Consider the following 25,599-nt stretch of genomic DNA (forward strand, 5'->3'; position numbering starts at 1 on the left):
CGGGGACGGGCCGCGCGCCCGGTGTCACAGCACCTTGGACAGGAAGTCCTGCGTCCGGGGGTGCTTGGGGTTGCCGAGGACCTCCCGCGGGGTGCCCTCCTCGACCACGACGCCGCCGTCCATGAAGACCAGGGAGTCGCCGACCTCGCGGGCGAAGCCCATCTCGTGGGTGACCACGACCATGGTCATGCCGTCGAGGGCGAGCTGCTTCATGACCTCCAGGACCTCGCCGACGAGCTCGGGGTCCAGCGCGGAGGTGGGCTCGTCGAACAGCATCAGCGCGGGCTCCATGGCGAGGGCCCGCGCGATCGCGACCCGTTGCTGCTGCCCGCCGGACAGCTGCGCCGGGTAGCTGCTCACCTTGTCGCCGAGGCCGACCCGGGTGAGCAGGGCGACGGCCCGCTCCCTCGCCTCCCCCTTCGGCTGCCGCTTCACCCGCACCGGCGCCTCCATGACGTTCTCCAGCGCCGTCATGTGCGGGAAGAGGTTGAACCGCTGGAAGACCATGCCGATCTCGCGGCGCTGGGCGGCGACCTCCCGGTCGCGCAGCTCGTAGAGCTTGCCGCCCGACTCCCGGTAGCCGACGAGGTGGCCGTTCACCCACAGCCGCCCGGCGTTGATCTTCTCCAGGTGGTTGATGCAGCGCAGGAACGTCGACTTGCCCGAGCCGGACGGTCCGACGACGCACATCACCTCACCCGGCTTGACCTCCAGGTCGATGCCCTTCAGCACCTCGAGGCGCCCGAACGACTTGTGCACCGCCTCGGACTTGACCATCAGCCCGCCGCTCGCGGGCTCCGGGACGCCGGCCGGGGCGTCGCCCACGATCTCCTCGCCTCCGCTCACTGGCCGCCTCCTCCGCCGCGGAAGCGGAGCCGCTGCCTGGCCTCCGCCCCCTTGCTGGTGCCCCGGCTGTAGTACCGCTCCAGGTAGAACTGCCCGATCATCATGACCGAGGAGATGAGCAGGTACCACAGGCAGGCCATCACCAGCATCGGAATGATCTTGTACGTGCTGGCGTAGATGGTCTGCGCGGTGAAGGTCAGCTCCGAGTACGGGACGGCCACGACGAGCGAAGTGTTCTTCAGCATCGAGATCGCCTCGTTGCCCGTCGGCGGGACGATGACCCGCATCGACTGCGGCAGCACGATCCGCCGCATCGTCTGCATCCGGGACATGCCGAGCGCGCTCGCGGCCTCCTGCTGGCCCTCGTCCACCGACAGGATGCCGGCCCGGACGATCTCGGCCATGTAGGCGGCCTCGTTGAGGATGAGCCCGAGCGCCGCCGCGAGCGCGGCGTTGACCAGTTCCTGCGTCTTCCACGTCTCGAACTCGGGACCGAAGGGGATCCCGATCCCGACCGTCGGGAACAGCGTGCCGATCGCGCCCCAGATGAGCAGCTGCGTGTAGAGCGGCGTGCCGCGGAAGAACCACAGGTACACCCAGGCGGCACCGCTCAGCAGAGGGTTGGCCGACAGCCGCATCAGCGCCAGCACGATGCCGAGCACGACACCGCCGACCATGGCCGCCAGGGTGAGCCAGACCGTGTTCCGGACGCCCTTGAGCACCGGATCCGAGAACAGGTACTTCCACTGCTCCGACCAGTCGAGGGCCTTGCTGGTCAGGAGGAAGTGGACGAACATGGCGACCAGCACGAGGACGACCGCCGCCCCGAGCCAGCGCCCCGGATGCCGGACGGGAACGGCCTTGATCGCCTCAGGCCGTCCCTTGCCGGCGTCGTTGTCGACCGTCATGCGATCAGCTCTGCGCCCCGTTGATCTTCGGTTCGGTGATGGCGCCGGTCTCCACACCGGCGTCGGTGAGGATCTTCTTGTAGGTGCCGTCGGCGATCAGAGCCTTGAGCGCGCCCTGGATGGCCTCCTTGAGCTGGCCGGAGTTCTTGCCGACCGCGTAGCCGTAGGGCGCGGTGTCGTAGGTCTGACCGATGATCTCCAGCTTGCCGCCGGTCTTCTTCACCGCGTCGCCGACGATGGGCGAGTCGGCGGCCATGCCGTCGACCTTGCCCGCGACGAGGTCGTTGTTGACCTCGGTCTGCTGCTTGCGGACGACGCTCTTGATGGCCGGCTTGCCCGCGTCGGTGCACTTCTTGCTGCGCGCCGCGAGGTCGTCGACCTGCACGGTGCCCTGCTGGACGCCGATGGACTTGCCGCAGGCGTCGTCGGGGTTGACGCCCTTCGGGTTGCCCTTGAGCACGGCCCAGGACGTCCCGGCCGAGTAGTAGGTGACGAAGTCGACGGCGCCCTCGCGCTCCTTGGTGTCGGTGAAGGAGGAGACGCCGGCCTCGTACTTGCCGGACTGGACGCCGGGGATGATCGTGTCGAAGCCCGCGTTGCTGTACTGGGTCTTCAGACCGAGCTTGGCGGCGACGGCGTTGAAGAGGTCGACGTCCCATCCGACGATCTTTTGGGAGGCCGGGTCGACGGACTCGTTGGGCGGGTACGAGGCGTCCGTGCCGATCGAGATCTTCCCGTCGCTCTTGATGGCGGCCGGGACCATGGCGGCGAGCTTGCTGTCCACGCTCGTGTTCGAGGCCGCGGAGCCCGAGTCGCCAGAGTCGTTGCTGTCGCCGCATGCGGACAGCGCGAGCGCGCCCGTCAGTACGAGCGCGCTCGCCGCGACGGCGCGGCGGCGCAGAGAACCGGTGTTCACTGGTCCCCCTCCTGGTGGTTTCGTCGGATCCGCGTAGATCCGAAGGTCAGGTGCATAGTTTGGCGTACAACGTCCCTGATCTGGATAAAGGGTGCGAAACAATCACGCAACGAGGCGAACCCGGATCCGCCAGTGCTCAAGGGGTATGCCCTACGCAACGCGACCGACCCACCACCGTGTGGGCACGGTCACGTGACGGTCACCACCCACCCCGGCCTCCGGGCGGGTCCGGCCCCCTGTGGCACAATCAGACAACGGGTGACCCCCGTGCGTCGCGAGATCCACCGGGTGACCGGCCACACCACACCACCACGCGGCGGCATCTCAAGAAAGCCAACTTTCACAGACAGGGGTCGCTGTGGCTGCTCAGCCCATTCCCACTGAACCGCCCTCACTGGACGACGATCCGGCCTTTCCGCTGCACCGCGGCGGCAAGCTGGAGATGCGCTCGACCATCCCCGTCCGCAACAAGGACGACCTCTCGCTGGCCTACACGCCGGGCGTCGCCCGCGTGTGCACCGCGATCGCCGACAACCCCGAGCTGGCCTACGACTACACCTGGACCTCCAAGGTCGTCGCCGTCGTGACCGACGGCACCGCGGTGCTCGGGCTCGGCGACATCGGCCCGGCGGCGTCCATGCCGGTCATGGAGGGCAAGTCGCTGCTGTTCAAGGAGTTCGCGAACGTCGACTCCGTGCCGATCGCGCTGAACTGCACGGGCGTCGACGAGATCGTCGACACCGTGATCCGGATGGCGCCGAGCTTCGGCGGCATCAACCTGGAGGACATCAGCGCCCCCCGCTGCTTCGAGATCGAGGACCGGCTGCGCGCCGCCCTCGACATCCCCGTCTTCCACGACGACCAGCACGGCACCGCGATCGTGGCGCTCGCCGCCCTCACCAACGCGGCGCGCTTCGTCGGCAAGCCGCTGTCGGAGCTGCGCGCGGTCGTGGCGGGCGCGGGCGCGTCCGGCATCGCGGTCTCGCAGATCCTGATCGAGGCGGGCATCGGCGACATCGCCCTGTCCGACAGCAAGGGCATCATCCACGAGGGGCGCGACGGCCTGAACCCCGTCAAGGAGCGCATCGCCGCGATCACCAACCGCTCGCACCTGAAGGGCTCCACGGAGGAGGCGCTGCGCGGCGCCGACGTGTTCATCGGCCTGTCCGGCAGCACCGTCCACGAGTCGTGCGTCGCCACGATGTCGGACAGCGCGATCGTCTTCGCGCTCTCCAACCCGACCCCCGAGGTGCACCCCGAGGTCGCCCGCAGGCACGCCAAGGTCGTCGCGACCGGCCGCAGCGACTTCCCGAACCAGATCAACAACGTGCTGGCGTTCCCCGGCATCTTCCGCGGCGCGCTGGACGTCCGGGCCCACACCATCACCGAGGGGATGAAGCTGGCGGCGGCGAACGCCCTCGCCGGCATCGTCGGCGACGACCTGACCGCCGACTACGTCATCCCCGGCCCGTTCGACGACCGCGTCGCCCCGGCCGTCACGGCCGCGGTGGCCGCCAAGGCCCGCGAGGAGGGCGTCGCCCGCATCTGATCTTCCCGACGGCCCGTGTTCCGCACCGGAACACGGGCCGCTTGGCGGTCGGAGGGGCGGCCGGGCCGCGTCAGGACGGTTCCACGTGGTTGTTCTCCCACGCCCAGGTGACGATCCCGACGCGGTTCCGCACCCCCAGCTTGGCCTGGATGCCCGCCAGGTGGCTCTTGACCGTGCTCAACGAGATGAACAGCTCCGCGGCGATCTCCTGGTTGGTGAGGCCGCGCGCCAGGGCCCGGACGACGTCGAGTTCGCGCTCCGACAGGGGCGGGGGCCGCTCGGCGCGCGGAGGCGCCGAGGCGGCCGCCAGGTGCCGCAGCAGCCTGACGGTGACGGAGGGCGAGACCAGCGCCTCGCCGTTGCGGGCGGCGCGGACCGCCTCGACGAGCAGCGCGGGCCCCGCGTCCTTGAGGACGAAGCCGCACGCACCGCCGCGCAGCGCCCCGTACACGTACTCGTCCAGGTCGAAGGTGGTGACCACGACGACCCGCATCGGGTCGGGCACCTGCGGGCCGGCCAGCGCGCGGGTCACCGCGATGCCGTCGAGCCGGGGCATCCGGATGTCCACCAGGCACACGTCCGGTCGGAGCCGCCGCGCCAGGTCGACCGCCTCGACCCCGTCGACCGCCTCCCCGACGACGGTGATGTCGGGCTGGTCCTCGAGGATGAGCCGCAGCCCGCGGCGGACCATCGCCTGGTCGTCGGCGAGGAGGACCGAGATGGTCACCGGGACCGCCCCGCGGGGACGGGCAGCGCCGCCCGGACGGACCAGCCGCCGCCGGGCCGCGGTCCGGCGGCCAGCGAACCGCCCAGCGACTCGACGCGCTCGCGCATGCCGACCAGCCCGTAGCCGCCGCGATGGGGGTGCCGGGCCGGGGCCGCCGGGGCGTCGTCGGCGACCTCCACGGTGACGCCCTCCGGGCCCTGCTCGACGGTGACCGTGACGGAGCGGGCCCCGGGCGCGTGCCGCAGCACGTTCGTCAGCGCCTCCCGGGCGACGCGGTACACGGTGGTGGTCACCTCCGGCGGCCACGCGGCGTCCGCGTTCCCGTCCGGCATGCTCAGCCGCACCTCCGGGCCCTGCCGGCGGAACCGCTCCACCAGCGCGCCCAGGCGCTCCGGCCCGGGGGACGCCGGCGCCGCGTCGTCGGCGTCGCGCAGCAGCCCGACGACCCGCCGCATCGCGGCCAGGGCCTCGGTGCCCGCGGCCTCCATCTCGCCGAGGTACCCGCTCACCTGCTCCGGGTCCCGGCGGGCGACCACCTGGGCGCCCTGCGCCTGGACCACCATGCCCGTGATGTGGTGGGCCACGACGTCGTGCAGCTCCCGGGCCAGCTCCAGCCGCTCGGCCCGGCGGACCTGCGCGGCCGCCCCGGGCGCCCGCGCGTCCAGGAGCCGCAGCGCCAGCCCGGCGCCGGCGCCGGCCAGCCAGACCAGGCCGTCCAGCGCCGTCACCGCCGCGACGCCCGCGGGCGGCGGGCCGGCGGCGAGCTGACCGGCGATGATCACCGCCGGTCCGGCGGCCGTGACGGCGGCGGCCGGCGCCGGCGGGAGGTGCCGGAGCGCGGAGCAGGTCAGCACCCCGAGGCCCAGGGCCATCGCCGGGCTCGGCTCGGCGGGGAGGTCGGGACCGGCCGCGCGGACGCCGGCGATGGCCGCCACCGCGAGGCCGAACGCCGCGACCGCCGGCCGGAGCGGCCGGCGCAGCCCCAGCAGCGCCGGGACGCACACCGCCGCCGCGGCGACGCAGCCCGGGACCCAGTACCAGGAACCCCAGCTCCCCGCGATGGCGACGGCCTGCGCGGTGATCGCCGCGAGGAGCACGACGCCCAGCCCGGCCACGGAGGCGCCCCGGCCCCACGCGCCCGGATCGGTCATGCGGGCCAGATTATCGACGCCCCGCCCGGCGGCGCACCCGGACGGATCCGCGCCCGCCCCGCCCTCGTCGCGTCCCATCGCTACCGGACCGGGGCGAACGCGCGGAGCAGCGGCCCGGCCACGAGAGCGCCGGCCACCATCACCGTGGCCAGGGCCAGCGAGGCCGTGGAGGACGTGGGACCCGACACCCATGCGAGCGCGATCACCGCGGCGCCGCCCGCGGCGATGGCGGCGGCCGGCCGCACCGGCAGCGCTCTGAGGGAGGAGCCGATGAGCACGGCGAGGGCCAGGCCCGCCACCGGCGACGGCTCCTGCGGCAGGCCGGCGGCCATGGAGACCCCCACCGCACCGGCCGCCACGGCGACGCCCGCGGCCGCGGGCCAGGCGCGCCTCCGCCGGATCAGCGCCAGCCCGCCCATCACCACCGCGACGGCGGTGGTGTAAAGCCAGTAGGCGCCGCCCCAGCTGCGGATGAGCATGAACGCCGTGAAGGCGATGCCCAGGGCGAAGACCACGCCGAGCCCCGCGTTGACCAGCGCGTCCGGTTTCACCGGAGACCCGCCGGCACCATTTCGATGACTGTTTCCAAGCGACATGAGAGACCTGGTTTCGCTTTCGGGAATGGTCGCTTCACGCGCGCCGGACGCGCCGCAGGGAAACGGCGGTGAGGAGCGCGGAGGCCAGGAGGTAAAGCCCGGTCTCGGCCAGCTGGAAGCCCCAGTAACGGCCGCTGGGCTGGTATTCGACGTCGACGTGCAGATCGAGCGCCGCCAGGCACACCGCGGTGTCGCCGAACGTGCCGCCGGCGCCGGTCTTCGCCGGGGTGTCGAGACAGGCGTTGAACCGCTTCCCCTCGATCGTCCGCCCGTCCGCGGTGCGCAGCGGGCTGGTCCCGCTGATCCACGCGTCCGGCGCGCCGGGCACCTGAAGGCCGCCGATGACGGGGGCGCCGGTGATGCTGCCCAGGCTTCTGGCCTGGTTGATGGTCTGCGCGGTCATCGGCAGGGACGTCTTCTCGGGCGGCATGAGGTGCGGACGCACCAGGTTCGGCACCGCGAACTGGACGACGAGGAAGACGACGCCCGTGACGGCCATGGCCGGAAGCGTCCGGCGGACGAACAGGCCGACGGTGGTGCCGAGGGCGAAGGAGAGGAGGGCGTAGCCGATCGGGGCGATGTGGCGGGCGCCGAACTCGATCGTCCCGAACCGGTCGGCGGCGACCTCGTCGTACGGGGAGGCCGCCCAGGTGAGCAGCAGCGCGGCCAGGCCCGCGAGGATCATCGCGGCCAAGCCGACGAACGCCATCCTGCCGATCAGCCAGCGGCGCCGCGTCACGCTCTGGTTCCACACCAGCCGGTGGGTGCCGAGTTCCAGTTCCCGGGCGATCAGCGGCGCGCCCCAGAACACGCCGATGACGAGGGCGAGCAGCTGGAGTCCGGCGGCGAGGAACAGCAGCGGGTTCATGTAGGCGCCCTGGAACTGGGCGACGGCCTGGGCGCAGGCGGCGGGGTCGGTGCACCGGGACCGGTAGGCGTCGTGCGCGTCCCGGATGTCCATGCCCAGGTACAGCAGATAGGCGGCGATCAGGACGAGCCCGGCCGCACCGGCGATCGCCTGGAGGCGGAACTGCCGCCAGTTCAACCAGATCATCGCGATCCCTCCCGGACCTGGGCGGCGGGCGCGCTCGCCCGCGACATGTACGCGAGCACCAGCTCTTCGAGCGTGACGGGCCCGGCCCGGAACGGAAGCTCCGACGCCGGGAGGCCGGTCCGCACCACCGCGCCGCCGGGCTCCGCCCGGAGGACCTCGACGCCCGCGGGCAGGTGGCCGAGGTCGCCGCCGGGCGCGGCCAGCCGGTGGTGGCCGGCGAGCAGGTCCCGGACGTCGCCGGCCACCTGGACCCGCGAGTCGCACAGCACGATGAGGTAGTCGCAGACCTGCTCGATGTCGCCGAGCAGGTGCGAGGACAGCACGGCACTGGCGCCGAGCTCCGCGACGAACTCCATCAGGTTCGCCAGGAACCCCTGGCGCGCCAGCGGGTCCAGCGCGGCGGCCGGCTCGTCGAAGATCAGCAGCTCGGGCCGCTTGGCGGCGGCGACGGTCAGCGCCAGCTGCGCGCGTTGACCGCCCGACAGCCGTCCCGCCTTCTGCTTCGGGTTCAGCCCGACCTGCCCGATGCGCCGCTCGGCCAGCCCCTGGTCCCAGGACGGGTTCAGGCGCGCCCCCATGCGCAGGTGGTCGGCCACGCTGAACGACGGGTACACCGGAGTGTTCTGCGCGACGAACCCGACTCTGGCCAGGTGCGCGGCGCTCGCCGCCGGCCTGGAGCCCAGGACGCGCAGCGAGCCCGACGTCGGCTCCAGCAGCCCGCAGGCCAGGTTCAGCAGCGTCGACTTGCCGGCCCCGTTCGGCCCCACAAGGCCCACGACGCGTCCGGCCGGAACGTGCAGATCGACGTCGCTCAACGCCTCCCTGCGCCCATATCTCTTCGTCAGTCCCTCGGCGTGCAGCATCGGGACCGGGTCTTCAAGTGGCATGAAGGGATCGTCGGCGACGGCGCCGCCTCGGGGCACCGGCGCAAAGGACGGTTCCCACCGGCGGCCGTCGTACTTTCGGCCGGTTCGCCGCCGGCGCTCCGCCGGACGCGGCTCAGGTCACCGCGTCCGCCGCAGGGCCAGGCGCGGGCGAGGCCAGTAGCGGCCCACGACCCGTCCCACGACCAGGTCGTCGGCGACGGGACCGAAATCCCAGCTGTCCCTGCCGCCGGGGGCGCGCTGGTTGTCGCTCTCCAGCCACCACCCGTCCGCCGACCGGTGCGCGACGCGCTTCACGATGAGCAGTCCCTCCCGCTCCGGGTGCTCGGCGACGACCACGGCGCCGGGCGCGGGACGGGCGCCGTCGCGGACGACGAGCCAGTCCCCCGGCCGCAGCCCGGGCAGCATCGAGTCTCCGGTGACCTCGACGGTCCGCAGCCTCCGCGCGGCGAGCGAGACCGCCGCCGCCCCCGCCAGGCCGCACAGCAGCGGGGTCCGGATCCGCATGGTCCTCCTCGTCGGCCCGCATACTTCGGCGGGCGGCGGTCACAAACAGTGCTGGAGAGGTTCCGGGCCGGCCGGCCCGGGTCTTAGGCCGAATTACCGAGTGCCCTGCCCGGACGGGCCCCGGTGCACAAGGGTAATGTCGGTGACCTGAGCATGATCCACAACGAGGGAAGGGAATCGCAGGTGTTGCTCAAGCTTCTGCGCCCGAAGACCACGGTGTCTGCGCACTGCGATCTGCCGTGCGGCGTCTACGACCCGGCGCAGGCCCGGATCGAGGCCGAGTCCGTGAAGGCGATCTGTGAGAAGTACGCCGCCAACGAGGACCCGGAGTTCCGCGCCCGGGCGATCCTGATCAAGGAGCAGCGCTCGCAGCTGGTCAAGGAGCACCTGTGGGTGCTGTGGACCGACTACTTCAAGCCGCCGCACTTCGAGAAGTACCCGCAGCTGCACCAGCTGTTCAACGAGGCCACCAAGCTCGCGGGCGCCGCCGGCACCAAGGGCAGCATGGACACCAAGGCCGCCGAGGACCTGCTCGCGAAGATCGCTGAGATCGACAAGATCTTCTGGGAGACCAAGCAGGGCTGAGCGCGTCCAGCTCATCGCGAGGGCCGTCCGCTCCCGGACGGCCCTCGCGGCATGTCAGGGGGCGGTCATCCGGGCGAGGGACGGGCGGCCCGGGTGAGGGCGTCGCCGGTGAGGCGGTAGACCGTCCACTCGTCCTGCGGGCGGGCGCCGAGGGCCTTGTAGAACCCGATCGCCGGCTCGTTCCAGTCCAGGACCGACCATTCGACGCGCCCGTAGCCGCGGTCGTCGGCGACGCGGGCCAGCTCGGTGAGCAGCGCCTTGCCGTAGCCGTGGCCGCGGTACTCCGGCTCGACGTACAGGTCCTCCAGGTAGATGCCGTGCGTGCCGTTCCACGTGGAGAACGACAGGAACCACACGGCGAACCCGACGACCCGTCCGTCGTGCTCGGCGACGTGGGCGAAGACCTTGGGGTCGTCGCCGAACAGCCGGTCCCGCAGCTGGTCCTCGGTCGCCTTCACCTCGTGGCGGGCGCGCTCGTACTCGGCCAGTTCGCGGACCAGCCGCAGGATCTCCGGGACGTCGCCGGCCGTCGCGTAACGAATCACACGTGGCAGGTTAATCGAGCGGCGGCAGTGCGGCGTCGGGGTCGGCCCACCGGTCGTTGGGGACGAGCGGGTACCAGCCCGGACGGCCGGGGTCGCGGTCGTAGGGGTAGCCGCCGAGCTCCCTGTACAGCTCCGCGTACTCGGCCAGCTTGTCGCGGTCCAGGCGGACGCCCAGGCCGGGCCCCGACGGAACCGGGATCCTGCCGCCGGAGTACCGCATCGGCCCGCCCTCGATGACGTCGTCGGCGAGGTGGTGGTAGTGCGCGTCGGCGGCGTAGGTGAGGTTGGGCAGGACGGCGCCGAGGTGCAGCATGGTGGCGAGCTGGATGCCGAGCTCCCCGGAGGAGTGGACGGCGACGCCGATCTGGAACGTCTCGCACACCCCGGCGGCCTTCACGCACGCCCGGATGCCGCCCCAGAACGTGGTGTCGAGCAGGACGACGTCCGCGCTGCGGCGCAGCACGTTCGCGGCGAGCTGCTCGAAGTTCACGACGACCGTGTTGGTGGCGAGGGGGACGTTGACGCGCTCGCGGACGAGGCGCAGCCCCTCCAGCCCGAGGACGGGGTCCTCCAGGTAGTCGTTGGGCAGGTCCTCGATGGCCTTCCCGAACCGCAGGCCCTCCTCCAGGCTCAGCACGGAGTTCGGGTCGTAGCGGAAGCGGTCGCCGGGGAACGCCTCGGCGAGCGCCTTGTAGCACTCCAGCTCGTGGGCCGGCGGGAACACCCCGCCCTTCAGCTTGTGGACGGTGAACCCGTGCGCGTCCTTGAGCGCGCGGGCGTGCTCGACGAGCTGCTCGGGGGTGCGGACCTCCGGCGAGCCCCCGGCGCCCGGATAGCGGTAGAACAGGTAGGACGCGAACGGGACGGAGTCGCGGATGCGTCCGCCGAGCAGGTCGTGCACCGGGACGCCGAGGTGCTGGCCGACGAGGTCGAGGCAGGCGAACTCGATGGCGGCGAGCATCTGGGTGCGGTTGTTGTACAGGCTCGCCGTCGGGTTCGCGATCTTGAAGCGGAGCGCCTCCAGCTCGAACGGGTCGTGGCCCTCCAGGTGCGGGGCGAGGGCCTGGAAGGCGGCCTCGGCGCTCTGCCCGCCGCCGCCCATCTCGCCGAGCCCGACCAGGCCGTTGTCGGCCTCGACCTCGACGATCGTCCGGACGAAGCGGCCCCAGTGCGCGCCGTTGCTGTGCAGGAGGGGGGCCTCCAGCGGCACGGTGACCGTGGTGGCGCGGATACCTGTGATCTTCATGTGTCCCCGATCCGTACTCAACGCCGAACCGTGACGGTGGCGACGCCGCAGGCGGGCAGCCGCACCGTCATGGTGCCGTCCCGGACGGGCAGCTCCGCCGGGTCACGCTCCAGACCGCCGCTCAGCGAGGCGCCGGTGGCGCCCGGAACGTGCAGGCCCGTCTCCACGGGGCCCGCGGCGAGCGACTGGAGCCGGACGGCCAGCCCGTCGCCGTCGCGGGCGCGGCCCACGGAGGTGACGAGCACGTCCGGGTCGTCCACGCGCAGGAAGGTCCCCGATTCCGCGGCGGGCATGTCGCCGGTGGCGAGGGTGGCGACGAACGGGTCGGTGATCCCGGCGGCCGTGCGGGCGCCGAGCCGCCGGCCCGAGCCCGCCGCGCCGGACGCGAACGCGTACCGGAACGTGGTCTCGCCCTGCTGCTGGGACGGGAAGTTGGTGTCCCAGATGTTGTTCAGCGCCCACGAGTAGACGGTGCCGTCCTCGTTGTCGAGCGTGGGCGGGAACGGCGCGTAGGGCATGTGGATGGAGCCGAACTGGACGAGCGGGGCCTCCAGCGTCGCCCACGCCACGGTCAGGTCGGGGTCCTCGAAGGCGACCCAGTGGCGGATCGGGCGCATGTGCTCGGCCGATCCCGGGACGCTCGGGACGCCGGTGCCGCCGACGCCGCCGGTGAGCTCCCACGCGGCGGGCGGGCCGTCCACCGCGAACGGGAACGCGAAGAAGACCGCCTCCTTGGCCGCGGTGGGCTGCTTGCCGAGCTGGTAGCGGACGTCCACGCGCGGCACGCCCGCGTACAGGTCGATGGTCGTGCGGAGCCAGTCGACGCCCTTGCCGTGCAGTTCGACGACGAGCCGCTCCCCCGCGGGCGTCCGGCTGCACTCGGTGACGGTGGCGTGGGTGGCGACGGCCCGGTCGCCGAGCATCGTCTTGTCGTGCACGAGCATGTGCCCGGACATGTGGTTGAAGTGCGGCGCGGTCGCGTACCGGTCGTAGACGTACTGCCCGAAACCGGCGACGGCGTCGGCGTTCACGAGCTCGCGGCCGGCGGTCTTGTCGAAGACCGAGGCGATGTGCCCTTCCCTCAGGTCGTAGACGACCCGGTAGAACTCGTTCTCGATCGTGCCGCCGGAGCCGAGGTCGACCGGATCCGGCGCGCCCGCCTCGGCCCGGACGACGTCCACGCGGACGTGACCGTGGCCGGGGACGTCCGGCACGACCGCCTCCAGGTGGCGGCCGATGGGGCGGGTGGGCCACTCGTCCGGGTCGACCTCCTCCTCGCGGTGCGGGACGGGTTCGCCGGTGCGGGCGTCGACCAGCGCGACGGGGACGTCCACGGCGACGACGTCGCGGGGCAGGAACGCGCGGGCCACGTCCGTGCGGGCGGCCGTGCCGGGGTTGACGACGAGGAACGAGGCGAGCGCGTCCGGCGCGGCCCCGAACGTCGCGCCGATCCGTCGCGCGCCGGCCTGGAGCAGGTCGAGGGCGTCGTCGTGGGCCTGGTAGCCGACCTGGGACTTGCGGGTCCACTGCAGGCCGCCGGAGTCGCCGCCCTCCTCCGCGTCCTCCCACGGGTTGGCGGCGCCCCAGGTGTGCTCGTCGAACAGCGCGGCCCGGTCGTAGGCCTCGTCGATCGCCCGGGTGGCCGCGAGGGACGCGCCGGCGCGTTCGCCGCCGCGCTCGTCGGCGAGGGCGTGCAGCGTCTCGGCGGCCCGCAGGACGTTCTGCGCCCGCCGGACGTAGCCGAGCGGACGGGCGCCGGAGCCGAGGCCGTCGGCCCACCAGTCCGTCCAGTCGCCCTCGTGGGTCTGGAGCCGGTCGCCGTGGTGCTCCTCGACGTACTCGAAGAAGTCGGCGTTGGTCGCCATCCGCAGCCGCGGGTAGGCCCAGGTCTCGTTCCACCGGTGCGCGATGTCGGCGGGGACGATCGACGGCCCGGCGTTGTCGGCGTGCGCGCCCTGCACGCGCAGGTGGACGGCGTCCAGGAAGTCGGGGTCCTTGGCGGCGCCGACCTGGCCGGGCGCGGCGTACCAGCCGAACGTGCCGGGCCCGTAGGGGTAGGGCCGGTCGGCGAGGGACCCGAGGTAGCGGGGCAGCAGGTCCTCGGCGAGGTCGTAGCCGTCGACGAGCCCGACGGTGTTGCCCTCCATGTAGGCCATGCCGTGCGGGGTGTCGGTGAACCAGACGATCAGCTCACCGCCGCCCGGCGACCGCCACCGGAACGGGCGGGCGAGCCTGTCGCCGCCCGTGATGTACGGGACGGAGCGCCCGGCCCAGTTGTGCGCGGCGGCGAGGTAGCGGACGCCGGCCGCGTTGAGGGCGTCCACGGTCCCGACGACCGCGCCCGGGATGTCGGTGTGCATCGCCGAGCGGACCTCGATGCCGTGCTCGCGGCGCAGCTGCTCGACGAAGCGGAGCTGCCGGTACAGCTCCTCGGTCGAGCACGCCTCGGTGTGCAGCTGCATCGGGAACGCGGTGACCTCGATGTCGCCCGCGCGGGCCCGCTCGGCGAACTCGGCGACCTGGTCCTCGGGGCGGGTCGCGAGCCACCGCAGCGCGGGCATGGACGACTCGACCGACCAGCGGAACCGGGCGTCGTCCGGCCGCCCGTCGGTCTCCCGCGCCAGCCGCAGCGCCGCGTCGAGGTAGTCGAGGTGGTGCCGCAGGACGGTGCCCTGCGTGTCGGTGTAGCCGATGTCGAGGTGCGAGTGGTGGACGACGAAGACGTTCCACTTGCGCTGCGGGGTGACGTCGAGCGGCGCGGCCCCGACGAGGCCGCCGGAGTCGCGCACCTCCAGGGTGAGGCGGCGGGGGGCGTCCACCTCGGGGACGAGCAGCGTGACGCTCCCGCCCTCCGCCGCCGCGGACGCGACCCGGGCGTCGCCATCCTTGAGGGCGACCTCCACCGGCGCCCCGCCGGACAGCGTCAGCCGGACGGCCTGGCGGAGCGCGCCGTTCTCGTCCCGCCTGAACAGCGGCGGCACGGCGGCGCGCACCGACAGGCCGCGCACGGCGAGCACCTCGGTGGAGGTGTCCTGGCGCAGCGCGTCGCGGATCCCGTCATAGTCGGGCGAGCCGAGGCTCGCCTGAAGCAGGCGACTCGTCATCGTTATGCGTCAATCTCTCTTTCCGGGGATCTTTCAGAACTGGGCGAGGGTGAGGCCGCGGGTGAAGAGGCGCTGGGTCGCGAGGAAGATCGCGACGGTCGGCAGCGAGACCACCAGGCCGGCGGCCAGCGCGATCGGCACCGGCGTCCCGGCGTAGACGTCGGTGGTCAGCGCGGACAGCTCGGCCCACACCGGCCGGACGGTCGGCGACTGCGAGAGCGTCAGGCCGAACAGCAGGTCGTTCCAGACGAAGGTGAACTCCAGGATGAACACCGCGGCGAGGGCCGCGGCCGACAGCGGCAGGTAGATCCGCCAGAAGATCCGGAAGGTGGAGGCGCCGTCCAGCCGGGCCGCCTCGAAGATCGACACGGCGACGTTGCCGAAGAAGTTGCGCATCACCAGCGCGGCCAGCGGCACGTTGACCGCCGAGTAGATGATGATCAGCCCGAGGCGGTCGTCGTACAGCGTCACCTTGCTGTAGCCGACGAACAGCGGCACCAGCAGCATCTGGAACGGCACGACCGTCCCGGCGAAGATGACCACGAACCAGGCGAAGCCGTGCCGCAGGCGCAGCACCACGATCGCGTACCCGGCGAGCGCGCCCATCAGGACGGCCAGCGCGGGCGAGACGACGCTGTACAGCAGGGTGCTGAGCAGCGTGTCGCCGACGGCGGTGCGGTCCCAGGCCTGCGCGATGTTGTCGAACAGGCCGATGGAGGACGGCGGGCTCACCGCGTCCGAGGGGTCGTAGTCGCCGGCGGGCCGCAGCGCGTTCGCGACGATCAGGTAGGTGGGGAAGAGCCACACCAGGCCCAGCGCCGCCAGCACGGCGCGGCGCGCGTGGAGGAGTCCCTTTCCGGTCATCGCGTCTCCTCCCTGCTCACCTGGCGGCGCAGGTACACGTACGAGGCCAGGCCCGTGACGGTGGTGAGCAGCACCGCGACCGCCGACCCGTAGCCGTACTCGTTGGCGACGAACACGTCCCGGTACATGGTCACGGCGAGGGTCTCGGACGAGCGCCCGGGACCGCCCTGCGTCATCACCCACACGATGTCGAAGTTCTTCAGGCCGGCGACGAGCGCGAGGCCGAACACCACGGTGGTGATCGGGCGCATCAGCGGCCAGATGACGTGCCGGAACATCGCCCATCCGGACGCGCCGTCGATGCGGGCGGCCTCGATCGGCCCCTTCGGGATCGACTGGAGGCCGACCACGAACAGCAGCATGTTGACGCCGAGCTGCTGCCACGTCCACACCACGATCATGGCGACGGTGTTGCGGGGGCCGTCCTGCAGGAACGCGGTGTCGCCGCCGGGCATCCCGAACAGGGTCAGGATCTGGTTCGCCATCCCGTCCGGCTGGAGGATGAAGCCCCAGATCACGCCGAGTCCGGCGCCCGACATGGCGTACGGGAGCAGGAACGGCAGCCGGAACCACGCGCCCCGCTTGAGGTCGTAGGACAGGACGGCGACGAGCAGCCCGAGCCCCACCGGCAGGACGACGGTGCCGGCGACCCACAGCAGCGTGTTGCGGATCGAGGTGACGAGCGCGTCGTCCTCAAGGAGCCGCCGGTAGTTGTCGAGGCCCGTGAACTCGGGTGAGGCGAGCCCGTCGTAGCTGGTGAAGCTCAGGTACGCCGTCCACAGGAACGGCAGGTAGAGCAGGACGGCGACGAACAGCACGGCCGGCGATATGTAGACGTGCCGGAACCGGCCGTGCAGCGCGAACCCCTTGCCGGGGCGGGCGCCGGACGCCTTGCGGCGCCCGCCGCCGGCGGGGGGCACCACCGTCAGCTGGGGACGGTCGGCGGTGGCCTTGTGCGTGCTCATGGGTCAGTGCGACTTCCAGTAGTCCTCGTTGACCTTCTGGATGCCCTTGAGCACGTCCATGTAGGTCTCCGGCTTGTTGAGGAACTTGTCGAAGCCGCTGAGCGCCTCGGTGAGCACCGGCGCCGGGGCCGCCTCGAAGTAGCGCAGGACCAGGCGGTTGCCGCCCGACGCGGCCTCCTTGGTGACCTTGTCCAGCTCGGGGTCGGCGACCTTCACCTTCGGGTTGCCGGAGACGTCGCCGCGCGCGTTCGCCCACTTCTCCTGCGCGGCGGGCGTGACCCACCACTTGAGGTACTTGGTGCTGGCGGCCGCGTCGGGGGCCTTGCGCAGCGAGCAGAGCGGGCCGCTCTCGAACACCAGCGACCGCTTGGGCAGCGCCGGGTCCACGTTCGGGATGAAGAAGAACCCGTAGTCCTCGCCCTGCTTGAGGCCGCGCTGGGTCATGCTCGTGTTGAACCAGGTGCCGTTGACGACCATGGCCGCGTCGCCGGACTTGAAGTGGTCGGCGGGGTCGGCCTTGTCGCCCGGCTTGCTGAACCACCCGGCGTCGATCATCGACTTCCAGCGCTCCATCGCCTTCACGACGCCGGGGTCGGTGTAGGACGCCTGGCCCTTCGACAGCCGCTCGTACAGGTCGGGGTCGGTGCCGGCGAGGATCTGCTCGAACCAGGCGAAGGAGAACAGCGACGTCGGGGTGGTCTGGTTGAAGGGGACCTGGCCCTTCGACTTCAGCGTCTGCGCCGTCTTCTCCAGCTCCGCCCACGTCGTGGGCGGCTTCAGGTCGTACTTGTCGAAGATCTTCTTGTTGTAGAACATCCCCCAGTAGGCGGTGTTCAGGGGGACGCAGTACTGCTTGCCGTCCACGGTGTAGTACTTCTTCAGGTCCTCGGTGAGGTCGCCGCTGCCGATGGCGTCCTGCCAGATCTTCGTGGTCTCGGCGACCTGGTTCTGCTTGACGATCTCTTCCAGGCGCCCGCCGGTCGTCCAGGTGAACAGGTCGGGCTTGACGTTCGTGCGGAACGAGGTCTTGATGAACGCGGTGTAGGTCGGCTCGTCGGTGTAGCCGACCGGCGTCATGCCGAGGCCGGTCTGCTGCTTGCCGAGGGCGCCCATCTGCTCGAAGAAGGGCTTCCACGCGCCCTTGTCGTTGTAGAGCTTGAGCTCGGACCTGCTCCCGCCCGAGTCGCCGGACCCGCAGCCGGCGGCGAGCAGCAGCGCGCCCACGGTGAGCGCGGTCACCTGGAGTCGCTTGGACGGCACCATGGTGAGCCTCCTTCATCGGGCGGCGATGCCCGATCGGGGTGGTCGAAGGATGGAATCGGAGAAGGGTGAACCGGCCGCGCGGCTACTCTCGCCGGCGGCGGGGACGCGGCCCGCTCAGGCGAGCCGCTGCTCGATCACGTGTTTGACGTCGGCGAGGTGGGACCGCATGAGGGACTCGGCGTCCCGCTCCGCGCCCGCCTCGATGGCGGCGAGGATCGCGGCGTGCTCGTCGAAGTCGCGGACGCGGTCGTCGAAGATCCGCTGTATCGCGCGCTGCTCGGAGGCGTGCACCGACAGCAGGGAGTCGATGACCTCGCAGAGCACGGAGTTGCCCGCGACGCCGGCGACCTCCCGGTGGAAGGCCATGTTCGCCTTGTGCAGGCGGGCCTCCGCCTCCGGCTCGTCCGTGCCGAGGTCCGCGCCCGCCTGGTCGAGGAGGGCCCGGAGCAGCTCGATGTCGGCGGGCCGCGACCGCCGCGCCGCCCGTCCGGCCAGCGGCGGCTCGATGAGCAGCCGCGCGTCCAGCAGCTGGAGCAGCCGGTCGGCCTCCAGCTCGCGGACGTTGGGGTTGGGGATCACCACGCGTTCGAGGTCGGCGCCCACGTAGATGCCCGAGCCGTGCCGGAGCTGGATCGCCCCCGTCGCCTCCAGGCGGCGCAGGGCCTCCCGCAGCGTCGGGGTCGTCACCGCGAAGCGCTGGGACAGCTCCCGCGCGGACGGCAGCCGGTCGCCGGCGCGCAGGCCGCCGTCCCTGATCAGGTCCAGCATGCGCTCCGTGAGGGCGTCCGCCAGGCTCGGCCGGGCCACATCCTGTGACATCGCCACCTCGTTCCCAAGACGTAAAGTCATCTAATCACTTAGCGATTGGCGTGTCCACCCTCCCGGAGAGACATCGCCGCAGGACGGCGCGCTCCTCCTCGAACGCGAGCCGCCCGAGCCGCGCCGACATGATGCCGTCGAAACCGTGGCAGGCGCCCGGCACATGGTGCAGCTCCGTGGAAACCCCGGAGACGATCAGCCGGTGCGCGTAGGCGAGTCCCTCGTCCCGCAGCGGGTCGTGCTCGGGGACGAGCACGTACGCGCGCGGCAGGCCGCTCAGGTCCTCGGCCCGCGCCGGGGCGGCGTAGGCGGGGACGTCCGCCCGCCCGCCGAGGTAGTGGCGCCACATGTGCCGCACGTCGCCGCTGTTGAACAGCGGCGGCTCGGTGAACGTCCGCATCGACGGCGTGGCCATCCGGTCGTCCAGGACGGGGTAGAGCAGCATCTGGAACACCAGCGGCGGCCCGCCCTCGTCCCGCGCCCGCAGCGCCACGGCGGCGGCCAGCGCCCCGCCCGCGCTCCCGCCGCCGACCGCGACCCGCTCCGGGTCGCCGCCGAACTCCCCCGCGTGCTCGTGGGCCCACGCGGTCGCGGCGTAGCAGTCCTCGAACCCGGCCGGGAAGGGATGCTCGGGCGCGAGCCGGTAGTCGACGGAGACGACCGCGATCCCGTCCTCCCCGGCGAACTCCAGGCACCGCTCGTGCTCGTTCTCCAGCCCGCCGGTCACGAACCCGCCGCCGTGGAAGTACACGAGCACGGGCGCCGGCGTCTCGCGCGGCCGGTAGATCCGCACCGGGACCCCGCCGGCGACGAGCCGGTCCTCGACGGCCGCCCTCCCGTCGCCCACGGGCCGGGCGAGGGCGCGGACCAGATCGTTCATCGCGGCGCGGGCCCGCGCGGGATCCGCGAGCCCGACGTAGGGCATGCCGTCCAGCGCGGCGGCGAGTTCGGCGTCAAGGGGCATGGTCGGAACCTCCGAGCGGGGGAACGGGACGCGCCCCCGGGCGGGAGGTAACCCGGGGGCGCGGGAAGCGGCACCGCCGTGGACGGGACGACGGCACCGCGGCTTGGGGCTAGCCGGAGACCGGCAGGTTGATGTAGCGCGCCCGGTAGATGCTGACGTCCCGGTAGTTGTCGTTGGCCGGGCCGGCGGTGGCGTCCAGGCTGTTGACGTTGTAGGAGATGACCAGCGTGCCGCTGGACGAGAGCGCCGCGTGCTGGTGGGCGTTGTAGGTGAAGATGTCAGGGTCGCCGTAGGAGCCGAGGGGCCCGGTCTCGGGCGTCCGGTACACGGTCTGCTCGCCGCTGAACGGCCCGGCCGCCGAGCACGACAGCCAGACGTCGATCTCACCGCCGAAGGCGATGTTCGCGTCCTGGTTGACCATGACGTAGTGCGATCCGCGCTTGGTGACGCTGAACTCGTTCGACACCCCGCTCATCAGCCGCACCGAGTCCGTCTCCGTGGACGACCAGCCGCTCGCGGTGCGGTACTGCCAGGCGCCGCGCAGGTCCGTGCCGCTGACCCGCGCGACGCGCAGGTACTTGGTGTTCACCTGCGTCTGGGGGTCGGTGTAGTCCTCGGTGCCGTACACGTAGGTGTAGCCGCCGTCCCTGAGCAGCGCCGACCCCCACTGCACGCCCGACGCCGAGGGCATCGCCTGCACGGTCGGCGCGGCGAGGTTCCCGGTGGAGAACCGGGCGAGGACGTTGTCCTTGAACTTCATGTCCCACCCGGTGCCGTTGCTCGGGTCCGGGTCGTAGTACTCGCGGTAGAGCTGCTGGACCTCCGACCCGCTCTGGGTGAGGTCGCCCGCCCAGTACCAGTGGGCCGGCTGCGCGGGCGGCATGACCGCCTTCGGGGCGGCGGCGGTCCCGCCGTGCACGGTGGTCAGCCCGCCTCCCGTGCCCTGGACGACGAACGAGTTGTTGATGAACGGCGTCGTCCCGCCCTCCTCGACGACGACCGGCCGCGACCCGTCCGCGTTGACCTTGCCGAGGAAGGTGTCGGAGTAGGCGTAGACGATGCGCCCGTCCGCGAGCTTCAGCGAGTACGTCGTGTCCGCGCCGGTCCAGTCGTCCAGGAGCGTGTTGCTGTTGCCGTAGGACGTGAACTTGCCGTTGAGGGCGGTGTTCTGCGAGGCGGTCCCGAAGGTCGGCGCGGCGCTCCCGGAGCACGTGGGGCCGGCGGCCGCGCGACCGAGGGCCTTCCCGCGCCCCTTTCCGGGGCCGTGGCCGTGCGTGTCGGCGCCCGCGGGCACGGCGGGCGCGGCGACGAGCAGCAGGGCGGCCGCGAGGACTCCGGCGCGCCGCCGCCACCCCCCGCGAACGGAGGAGGGGCGATCGGGAGAGAAGGGAGAGGGAGGGACGGACGCCTGCATGGAAACCTCCGCGAGGTCACGATCACACGGTCCTCGTGCGCCCCATATTTTGAGTCATCAAATGACTTGGTGTCTAGGTCTTTTAGGAGATTTCCGGCAGTGCCGCCGGATTGCGGGCCAGCAGCCCGCCGTCCACCCGGTGCTCCGCCCCGGTCACGAACGACGAGCGCGGCCCGGCGAGGAACGCCACCACCTCGGCGACCTCCGCGGGCGCCGCGACCCGCCCGAGCGGATGCGCGCGCCCCCACTCGGCGACCTGCGCGTCCTGCCCCCTGTCACCGCGGAACAGGTCGGCGGCCCAGCGCAGCATGGGAGTGTCGACCGACCCCGGGCACACGACGTTCGCACGGATGCCGTCGGCCGCATGGTCCAGCGCCACCGCCCGCGTCAGCGCGTTGATCGCGGCCTTGCTCGCGCTGTAGGCGGCGACCCGGTCCTGCGAGACGAACGCCTGCACCGACGACACCGTGACGACGGTGCCCCCGCCCCGGCGCCGCAGCTCGGGCACGGCGGCGCGGCAGGCGAGGAAGACGCCCTTGACGTTGACGCCGAGCACCTCGTCCCACAGCTCCTCGGACGTCTCCTCGACCGTCCCGTACCGCTGCACGCCCGCGCACGTCACCAGCACGTCCAGGCCGCCGTACCGGGACACGGCCTCCCCGACCAGCCCGTCCATCCGCGCGGCGTCGGTCACGTCGGCGACGGCGCCGGCGACCTCCAGCCCCTCGCCCCGCAGGTCCTCCTCCGCCCGGCGGACCTCGTCCTCGCCGATCCCGCAGAACACCACGGCGGCGCCGTCGCGGGCGAGCCGCTCCACCACGGCCCGCCCGATCCCCAGCGACCCGCCGGTCACCACGGCGACCTTGCCCTCGAACTCCCTCACGTGCCCTCCTCGATGACCGCGGCACGCAGCCACAGGCTCCGCCGCGCATGCGGTTCCAGCGTCAACGCGGTGCCGTTCGCGACGGCGGCGGCCAGCCCGTCCGTCGGGTATCCGGCGAACGGCTCCAGGCCCATCACGTACGCGCGGCCCCACCACGGATGCCCCGTGGTCGCCCCGAACTCCTGCCACAGCCACAGATGCGGCAGGACGTCCACGTCCCAGCGCACCCGCATCCCGAAACCGTCCGGGTCGACGACCTCGTAGCGGCCCTCCTCCAACCCGGTGAGATAGACGATCTCACTCGGCACCCCGGCATCGGGCACCACACCAAGGTCGACGATCCCGCCGCCCTCACCCGGCACACACGGCCACGCATGCGGACCACCGCCCCGCACCCGCCGCCCGCCGGGACCGATCGCCGTCTCGTGCGGAACCACGAGAGCACCCTCGGCCACCCTGACCCGGTGCCCGGGCCGCAGAAACGGCGCCCCGAACACGATGTGGTGCCCCCACATCGCCTCCAGCGCCACCCCCGACTCGTTGACCAGCTCCTCCTCCACGAGGAGCTCGGCCTCGCCCGCCTTCAACCGCAGCGTCTTGACGACCCGCAGCGGCATCCGCCGCCCCCGGACGGTGAGCCGGACCGCGACCTCCCGAGCCTCGTCGGCCACGATCTCGGAATCCCACGGCAGCCCGGCCACCTCCCCGTGCTGCGCGAACGCCGCCCCCCGGTACGTGCTGGGCGCGCCCCCGTTGGGCAGGACCTCCTGCCACCCGCCCTCGTAACCGTCGAGGAACAGAGCGACATCGTCGCCCGCTCCCCCCGCCACGTCCCCCGGATCGCGCAGCCCGCCAGGCGAGAGCCACACGAAATCCATGTCGCGCGGCTTGAAGCAGAACTCGGCGACATCACCGCCCTTGCCCACGAGGACAGTCACCCGGAGCAGCTCGTTCTCCAGGACCACGGCCTCGATCCCGGCCCAGATGATCTCGTGAACGCGGGCGCCCCAGTTGCGGGACGGCCGGTGCCGGCGCATCAGCTCCAGTTCTCCGCGCCGCTGAAGGCGAAGTGCTCCCCCGCCCGGTACCGGGGCCGCGGCTGGTACTCGTTCACGCCCGGGTCGCCACGCAGCAGCAGCGCGGACGGGAACGGCAGCGGCTCCGCGGTGATGCGCGTCGAGGTCGGGATGTACCGGATGGTCAGCCCGCACCGCCGGTGCGGCGACTCGTTCGCGTTGCTGCCGTGCATGATGTTCGGGTGGTGGACCTCGACGTCGCCGGGTTCGAGGACGAGGTCCACGGCGCGCGACTCGTCCACGCCCACGGCGCTCTCCACCCCGAAGACGGCTTCCGCGTCCTCCCGCTCCCGCACCTCGTGCAGGACTTCCCTGTGGCTCCCGGGAATGACGCGCAGGCACCCGTTCTCCGGCGTCGACCGGTCGACGGCGAGCCACAGCGTCACCACGCGCATCGGTTCGAGCGGCCAGAACGCCCCGTCCTGGTGCCACAGCACGGCCTTGCCGGTGAAGGGCGGCTTGGAGATGTAGGCGGACGCGAACAGGGCGATGTCGGGCCCGACGAACCGCTCGGCGACGTCGAGGAGCCGCTCGTCGGACACCAGCCGCACCCAGAACGGGTCCCTGGCGACGAGCTCGGTGGAGAGCTCCTCGCCGGTCCGGTCGGGATACCGAGCCTCCAACCAGCGGACATGCTCGTCCGCCTCCGCCACCAGTTCCGGATCCAGCACGTTCCGGAAGATCTCGTACCCGTCCTCGTCGTAACCTCGCAGCGGGTCGTGCATGGGGCGTCCCCTCTCGATGAAGCGCGACACCCCGAAGTCTTAGTCATCAGATCACTTGTTGTCTAGATGTATCGTGGCCCGCCATGCGGAACCGGATCGCCCTGATCGGCGAATGCATGATCGAACTGAGCCATCTCGCCCCCGACCGCCTGGCCGTCGCCTACGCGGGCGACGCCTTCAACGTCGCCGCCTACCTGGCCCGCACCGCCGCCCCCGGCACGGCCGACGTCCAGTTCGTCACCCTCGTCGGCGACGACCCCTACAGCACCCGGATGCGCGAATCCTGGGCCGCCCACGGCGTGAACGCCGACCACACCCGCGCCATCCCCGGCGGACAGGCTGGCCTCTACCTCATCCGCACCGACGAGAACGGCGAGCGGACCTTCCATTACTACAGATCGCAGTCGGCGGCCCGCGGCCTCTTCGGCCCCGCCCACCCCCCGGAGATCGACGACGCGATCGCCGACCACGACCTCGTCTACCTCTCCGGCATCACGCTGTCGATCCTCGGCGCCGACGCCCGCGGAAGGCTCCTCGCCGTCCTGGACGAGACCCGCCGCCGCGGCGGCCGAGTGGCCTTCGACACCAACTACCGCCCCGCCGGCTGGCCCTCCCCCGCGGCCGCCGCCGAAGCCATGTCCGCCGTCCTGACCAGGACGGACATAGCCCTCCCCACCTTCACCGACGACCAGGCCGTTTTCGGCGACCGGACCCCGGCCGACACGATCAGCCGCCTGAGACGAGCCGGGGTGACCGAGATGGCGGTCAAGCGAGGCCCCCAGGGCTGCGTGATCGCCGACACCGTGACGAACCTCAAGATCCCCGCCGTCCCCCACGTCCAGGTGATCGACACCACGGCCGCGGGCGACGCCTTCAACGGCGCCTACCTGGCCACCCGCCTGACCGGCGCCCCCCAGCGACAAGCAGCCGAAGCCGCCACCACCCTGGCCGCCCAGGTGATAACCCACCGAGGCGCCCTACTCCCCCCAGCGCAACCCGCGCAAGCCAAGAGCGAGGCAAGCCACTAGGGAAGCCGAAGCCCCCACCCACGCACGGCACGAGCGAAGCAAGGGCCCCCCGCGAAGCGAGCCGCCAGGCGAGCCGAAGCGCCAGAGCAACCCCCCACAACCCGCACCAAAAGCCACGCACGGCACGAGCGAAGCGAGAGCCCCCCGCGAAGCGAGCCGCCAGGCGAGCCGAAGCGCCAGAGCAACCCCCCACAACCCGCGGTAGACCCCAGCAAACGAGCCGAACCGAAACCCCCCGCTCCGCACACATCACCAGCCACCACAGCACCCCGGACCAAGGGTGACTGTCGCGATCGCGTCCGAAGGCAGTTTCGAGCGAAGCAAGAAACTGATCGCGAAGCGAGCCGCCAGGCGAGACGGAGCGGTGCCAGCGATCGCACGCGTTGGGTTGGGTTGGGGCGCTCCAGGCGCCCCAACCCAACCCAACGCAAATAAACACAGCGCGCCGGAGTCTCGATGCACGGCTCGTAGGCGGTAGTTTCGATGGCAGCGGGACCATCCTGCGAGGGAGTGACGTGACCGAGGAAACCGCTGCAATGCCGGCCAGTACGAAGTTGTCCGTCCGTGACGTGGTCACGGTGAAGCTGCCTGCCGCGAGTGCCTACCTGTCCGTGCTGCGGACCGCGACCGCGGGCCTGGCGGCCAGGTTGGACTTCACGCTGGACGAGATAGAAGACCTGCGCATCGCCGTTGACGAGGCGTGCGCGATGCTGCTCGCTCAGGCGGTGCCGGGCACCGACCTGACGTGCGAGTTCGAGCTGACCGGGGAGGCGATGCGCATCTCCGTGTCGGTCCTGACGGTGGACGGTGAGGAGCCGAGCCGCGACACGTTCGCCTGGACGGTGCTGTCGTCCCTGGCGGGCGAGGTGGACGCCAGGGCGGGCTCCGACGACCGGGTCACCGTGACGCTGCAGAAGCGGCGCGGTGCGGCGGGGGCCCCGTGACGGAGAAGACGACGACGGAGCAGACGACGGTCGCGG

General features: G+C 72.0%; 25 protein-coding genes. 4 read left to right on the forward strand and 21 right to left on the reverse strand.

Features of this window, described 5'->3' with window-relative positions; translation table 11 throughout:
• Window positions 1-24: 24 nt before the first annotated feature.
• The 3 genes from ABD944_RS32610 to ABD944_RS32620 form a co-directional block, all read right to left on the reverse strand.
• Window positions 25-777, reverse strand: coding sequence for an amino acid ABC transporter ATP-binding protein (locus ABD944_RS32610; protein WP_345183371.1), 753 nt, complete (start codon window positions 775-777; stop codon window positions 25-27).
• 65 nt (window positions 778-842) lie between these two features.
• Window positions 843-1,754 carry an amino acid ABC transporter permease gene (locus ABD944_RS32615; RefSeq protein WP_345183250.1) on the reverse strand — a complete coding sequence of 304 codons (912 nt, stop codon included), beginning with the start codon at window positions 1,752-1,754 and terminating at the stop codon, window positions 843-845.
• A gap of 4 nt (window positions 1,755-1,758) precedes the next feature.
• Window positions 1,759-2,670, reverse strand: a complete 912-nt coding sequence (locus tag ABD944_RS32620; RefSeq protein ID WP_345183252.1) for an ABC transporter substrate-binding protein — start codon at window positions 2,668-2,670, stop codon at window positions 1,759-1,761.
• A gap of 358 nt (window positions 2,671-3,028) precedes the next feature.
• On the opposite strand from ABD944_RS32620, the gene ABD944_RS32625 reads away from it, so the two are divergent.
• Window positions 3,029-4,219, forward strand: a complete 1,191-nt coding sequence (locus ABD944_RS32625; RefSeq protein ID WP_345183254.1) for an NAD(P)-dependent malic enzyme — start codon at window positions 3,029-3,031, stop codon at window positions 4,217-4,219.
• Window positions 4,220-4,289: 70 nt separating this feature from the next.
• Here ABD944_RS32625 and ABD944_RS32630 read toward each other — a convergent pair whose 3' ends face one another.
• The 6 genes from ABD944_RS32630 to sodX all read right to left on the reverse strand — a co-directional run bounded on the left by ABD944_RS32630 (window position 4,290) and on the right by sodX (window position 9,138).
• Window positions 4,290-4,946, reverse strand: coding sequence for a response regulator (locus ABD944_RS32630; protein WP_345183256.1), 657 nt, complete (start codon window positions 4,944-4,946; stop codon window positions 4,290-4,292).
• Window positions 4,943-6,097, reverse strand: coding sequence for a sensor histidine kinase (locus ABD944_RS32635; protein ID WP_345183258.1), 1,155 nt, complete (start codon window positions 6,095-6,097; stop codon window positions 4,943-4,945). Before ABD944_RS32635 ends, ABD944_RS32630 begins: the two co-directional genes overlap by 4 nt.
• An 80-nt stretch (window positions 6,098-6,177) precedes the next feature.
• Window positions 6,178-6,648, reverse strand: a complete 471-nt coding sequence (locus tag ABD944_RS32640; RefSeq protein ID WP_345183260.1) for a hypothetical protein — start codon at window positions 6,646-6,648, stop codon at window positions 6,178-6,180.
• A 79-nt stretch (window positions 6,649-6,727) separates the two neighbouring features.
• A complete protein-coding gene (locus ABD944_RS32645; protein ID WP_345183262.1) occupies window positions 6,728-7,747 on the reverse strand; it encodes an ABC transporter permease subunit in 1,020 nt (339 codons plus the stop codon).
• On the reverse strand, window positions 7,744-8,634 hold the full coding sequence (locus ABD944_RS32650) for an ABC transporter ATP-binding protein (protein WP_345183264.1): 891 nt from the start codon (window positions 8,632-8,634) through the stop codon (window positions 7,744-7,746). Before ABD944_RS32650 ends, ABD944_RS32645 begins: the two co-directional genes overlap by 4 nt.
• A gap of 117 nt (window positions 8,635-8,751) precedes the next feature.
• A complete protein-coding gene (gene sodX, locus ABD944_RS32655; protein ID WP_345183266.1) occupies window positions 8,752-9,138 on the reverse strand; it encodes a nickel-type superoxide dismutase maturation protease in 387 nt (128 codons plus the stop codon).
• A gap of 183 nt (window positions 9,139-9,321) precedes the next feature.
• Here sodX and sodN point away from each other — a divergent pair, with 183 nt between their 5' ends.
• Window positions 9,322-9,723: a superoxide dismutase, Ni gene (gene sodN, locus ABD944_RS32660; RefSeq protein ID WP_345183267.1), complete on the forward strand. Its 402-nt coding sequence runs from the start codon at window positions 9,322-9,324 to the stop codon at window positions 9,721-9,723.
• 65 nt (window positions 9,724-9,788) lie between these two features.
• On the opposite strand, the gene ABD944_RS32665 is transcribed toward sodN, so the two are convergent.
• The 12 genes from ABD944_RS32665 to ABD944_RS32720 all read right to left on the reverse strand — a co-directional run bounded on the left by ABD944_RS32665 (window position 9,789) and on the right by ABD944_RS32720 (window position 23,591).
• A complete protein-coding gene (locus ABD944_RS32665; RefSeq protein WP_345183269.1) occupies window positions 9,789-10,268 on the reverse strand; it encodes a GNAT family N-acetyltransferase in 480 nt (159 codons plus the stop codon).
• A 10-nt stretch (window positions 10,269-10,278) separates the two neighbouring features.
• On the reverse strand, window positions 10,279-11,514 hold the full coding sequence (locus ABD944_RS32670) for an enolase C-terminal domain-like protein (protein ID WP_345183271.1): 1,236 nt from the start codon (window positions 11,512-11,514) through the stop codon (window positions 10,279-10,281).
• 17 nt (window positions 11,515-11,531) lie between these two features.
• Window positions 11,532-14,618, reverse strand: coding sequence for a glycoside hydrolase family 38 N-terminal domain-containing protein (locus tag ABD944_RS32675; protein ID WP_345183273.1), 3,087 nt, complete (start codon window positions 14,616-14,618; stop codon window positions 11,532-11,534).
• A 33-nt stretch (window positions 14,619-14,651) separates the two neighbouring features.
• Entirely contained in the window at window positions 14,652-15,482 is an 831-nt protein-coding gene (locus tag ABD944_RS32680) for a carbohydrate ABC transporter permease (RefSeq protein WP_345183275.1), read from the reverse strand.
• Window positions 15,479-16,447, reverse strand: a complete 969-nt coding sequence (locus tag ABD944_RS32685) for a carbohydrate ABC transporter permease (protein WP_345183277.1) — start codon at window positions 16,445-16,447, stop codon at window positions 15,479-15,481. The genes ABD944_RS32680 and ABD944_RS32685 overlap by 4 nt, the downstream gene beginning before the upstream one ends.
• Window positions 16,448-16,450: 3 nt before the next feature.
• The gene (locus tag ABD944_RS32690) at window positions 16,451-17,710 is read right to left on the reverse strand and encodes an ABC transporter substrate-binding protein (RefSeq protein WP_345183279.1); all 1,260 of its coding nucleotides are present in this window, start codon (window positions 17,708-17,710) and stop codon (window positions 16,451-16,453) included.
• A 114-nt stretch (window positions 17,711-17,824) separates the two neighbouring features.
• Complete coding sequence (locus tag ABD944_RS32695; RefSeq protein ID WP_345183281.1) at window positions 17,825-18,529, reverse strand: FadR/GntR family transcriptional regulator; 705 nt, start codon at window positions 18,527-18,529, stop codon at window positions 17,825-17,827.
• Window positions 18,530-18,563: 34 nt separating this feature from the next.
• Window positions 18,564-19,493: an alpha/beta hydrolase gene (locus tag ABD944_RS32700; RefSeq protein ID WP_345183284.1), complete on the reverse strand. Its 930-nt coding sequence runs from the start codon at window positions 19,491-19,493 to the stop codon at window positions 18,564-18,566.
• 109 nt (window positions 19,494-19,602) lie between these two features.
• A complete protein-coding gene (locus ABD944_RS32705; protein ID WP_345183286.1) occupies window positions 19,603-20,907 on the reverse strand; it encodes a glycoside hydrolase family 183 protein in 1,305 nt (434 codons plus the stop codon).
• Between the two features lie 82 nt (window positions 20,908-20,989).
• Window positions 20,990-21,790, reverse strand: coding sequence for an SDR family NAD(P)-dependent oxidoreductase (locus ABD944_RS32710; RefSeq protein WP_345183288.1), 801 nt, complete (start codon window positions 21,788-21,790; stop codon window positions 20,990-20,992).
• On the reverse strand, window positions 21,787-22,827 hold the full coding sequence (locus ABD944_RS32715) for a DUF4432 family protein (protein WP_345183290.1): 1,041 nt from the start codon (window positions 22,825-22,827) through the stop codon (window positions 21,787-21,789). The genes ABD944_RS32710 and ABD944_RS32715 overlap by 4 nt, the downstream gene beginning before the upstream one ends.
• On the reverse strand, window positions 22,827-23,591 hold the full coding sequence (locus ABD944_RS32720) for a phytanoyl-CoA dioxygenase family protein (RefSeq protein ID WP_345183293.1): 765 nt from the start codon (window positions 23,589-23,591) through the stop codon (window positions 22,827-22,829). Before ABD944_RS32720 ends, ABD944_RS32715 begins: the two co-directional genes overlap by 1 nt.
• A gap of 83 nt (window positions 23,592-23,674) precedes the next feature.
• Here ABD944_RS32720 and ABD944_RS32725 point away from each other — a divergent pair, with 83 nt between their 5' ends.
• Together ABD944_RS32725 and ABD944_RS32730 are read left to right on the forward strand one after the other, a co-directional pair.
• Window positions 23,675-24,619 (forward strand): sugar kinase, encoded by a 945-nt coding sequence (locus ABD944_RS32725; protein WP_345183295.1) that lies wholly within the window; start codon window positions 23,675-23,677, stop codon window positions 24,617-24,619.
• 515 nt (window positions 24,620-25,134) lie between these two features.
• A complete protein-coding gene (locus ABD944_RS32730; protein ID WP_345183298.1) occupies window positions 25,135-25,563 on the forward strand; it encodes an ATP-binding protein in 429 nt (142 codons plus the stop codon).
• The last annotated feature ends 36 nt before the right edge of the window (window positions 25,564-25,599 follow it).

This window comes from Actinomadura verrucosospora, from assembly GCF_039540335.1.
GTDB lineage: Bacteria > Actinomycetota > Actinomycetes > Streptosporangiales > Streptosporangiaceae > Spirillospora > Spirillospora verrucosospora.